The sequence below is a fragment of the uncultured Lutibacter sp. genome (assembly GCF_937891065.1).
Taxonomy (GTDB): Bacteria; Bacteroidota; Bacteroidia; order Flavobacteriales; family Flavobacteriaceae; genus Lutibacter.
On the sequence record NZ_CALAEQ010000240.1, the window covers coordinates 1 to 2,149 of the forward strand.

General features: G+C 30.3%; 3 protein-coding genes. All 3 read right to left on the minus strand.

Translation table 11 applies throughout. The features are described from left to right. Positions 1-1,269: hypothetical protein (locus Q0352_RS13085; RefSeq protein ID WP_299528164.1), on the minus strand; the 1,269-nt coding region annotated here is incomplete at its 3' end. Then, the gene (locus Q0352_RS13090; protein WP_299528166.1) at positions 1,248-1,400 is read right to left on the minus strand and encodes a hypothetical protein; all 153 of its coding nucleotides are present in this window, start codon (positions 1,398-1,400) and stop codon (positions 1,248-1,250) included. The genes Q0352_RS13090 and Q0352_RS13085, both read right to left, overlap by 22 nt. A 3-nt stretch (positions 1,401-1,403) precedes the next feature. Then, positions 1,404-2,149 (minus strand): hypothetical protein (locus Q0352_RS13095; RefSeq protein ID WP_299528168.1); only part of this gene is annotated, 746 nt, incomplete at its 5' end.

The window sequence follows — 2,149 nt, forward strand, 5'->3', positions numbered from 1 at the left end:
TGCTAATGCTTTACCAACCTTAGAACCTTTACCAGCTATTTCAGATAATAAAGAAAAGGTTTGATTTGCTATATTTACTTTAGCATTTTTTACGTTTTCTTCTAATTTTATTCTATCTTGACTGTTTTTAAAGTCTCTATTTATTCTTTCATCTTCTGCATCTGTTTCAATTTGCTCTCGTTCATCTAAGTACGCTTGTAAGTCTTGGTTTTTATTAAAGTTTTCCTCATTAATACGTTCACGTTCTTTAGCATCATCTTCAATTTGTTTTTTAATTGCATCTTGTCTTTTAGAAAACTCTTCAAATAATTGGTCTTGTGTTTTTGGTTTTTCGCTGTCTTTTGGTTTATTTAATTCTATTAAAGCAAGTTTTAATTCATCAGCTTTTAATTTACCATCTTGAATAGCTTTTGTTATCTCATCAATTCTTGTTTTTTCTTCTTCTGTTATTTCAGATATTATTTTAATAGGTTGCCCTTGTCCTAATCTTAAAAGATTTAATGCTTTTTCACCAAACGTTAACTCTTTAGCTTGTGATTGCTCTTTTAATATTTGAGTTTGTAAACCTTGTAATAATAAATCATTCTCTAAAATTAATAAGTTTAATAACTTTTCTTTTTGTTCTTTTACTTCCTTAGTGCTTTTACCTTCTGCTATTAATATCTTCTCTTTAGATTCTAATAGTTTTAATTCAAAACTTAAGTTAGTTATATTCTTATTGTTTAAGTCTATTTGCTCTTGTAGTTTCTTATTTGCACCACCTATAAATTCAACTATCTCATCCCAATACGCAACTATTAAACCTAAAGCAACAACAAAAGCACCAATACCAGTAGCAATTAAAGCTGTTCTTGTAGCTTTTAGATTAAAATTAAATAACTTAGTAGCATCAGAAGCGGCTCTAACTTGCGATGCCATACCCCCAGTCACTTGGTCTAATAATTGTATCGCACCATAGTTTCTGGTAGCGCTTTCAACAGTTAAATCTTGTACTTTGGTTTGTTTTCTTTGCTCGTTGCTTAAATCTCTAACGGCTAGTTTTTGGTCTTTTAAAGCTTCTTTAATATTTGATATGTTTGATTTTAAAGATTTTTGAGCTTGTAAATTACCTTTTGAAGTATTTTTTAACTGAGCCTCTAAACTCCTTAATTCTTTTTCAAATTCTATTGTTATATCTTTTTGCTCTTGTATAACATTACCTAAAGAACCAAAATCTTTCTCAGCTTTTTTAGTATTTACAACTACTGTTATTTCTTTCGTATATGCCATATCCTTTTCACTTTACGTTTAAAACCTTTCCAATTAGTCACAATCTCATTTTTACCTTTAGCGATTTCTGTAAACTCACCAGCACCGTAAAAATCATTCTTATGTAATAAATCTATTATATCTGTTATCATAATTTAATCTGTAAATTCTTCATCACTACCAAACGTATCTATTTGAGCGTGGAAATCTATTTCTAATAAATAAGCATCATCATTATAATCATCAGTTCCTCCTGTGCTTGTAGCATCTCTAAAAACCCTACATATTAACATACTTGAAAGCGTTTTACCCACTCCTGCAATAGTTGGTAAACTAGTAATATATTGTTTGTTTGCAATTAAATCTTCTGCTAAAAAATTTGTATCACCATAGATAATAGTAGTATTACCCATTACTTCACCAACATTAGTCCAAGAATATTCTAAACCCCAACTAACATCTGTACCTGCAGCACCATTTGAATTAGGAATCCAATGTACGTGAGGTTCTAAATCAGAGCCATATTTCCAAGCGTGAGGTAATTGTACAGCAAAGTATAATTCTTCTTCTACTGCCTCATCAAATGCGTATGTGAATACACCTTGTGAAGCTGCTCCATTATCATTTAGTTTAATAAAAGAAGGTTTTTTTGTTCCTCCTTCTTTTGTAGAAATAACAGGCACTCTAATATCATCCCATTGTGTTGTTTCACCAAATAGTTTAACACCATCTACATTTATTTTCACATAATTTCCTCCAGATACATCACCTATATTTAACTCTGTAGGTTCATATACTTCTGTAAAGTTCTCATTTATCTTTGTAAATGCTGTTCTTAATGGGTCGCCTGTTCCATCGTTTGCTGTTGTTCCTATTCCAATAATTTGTTTAGACATAATCT

Bases quoted from the DNA above. Each gene is read 5' to 3' on its own strand.
- Q0352_RS13090 (WP_299528166.1), bottom strand. From the start codon at position 1,400: ATGATAACAGATATAATAGATTTATTACATAAGAATGATTTTTACGGT.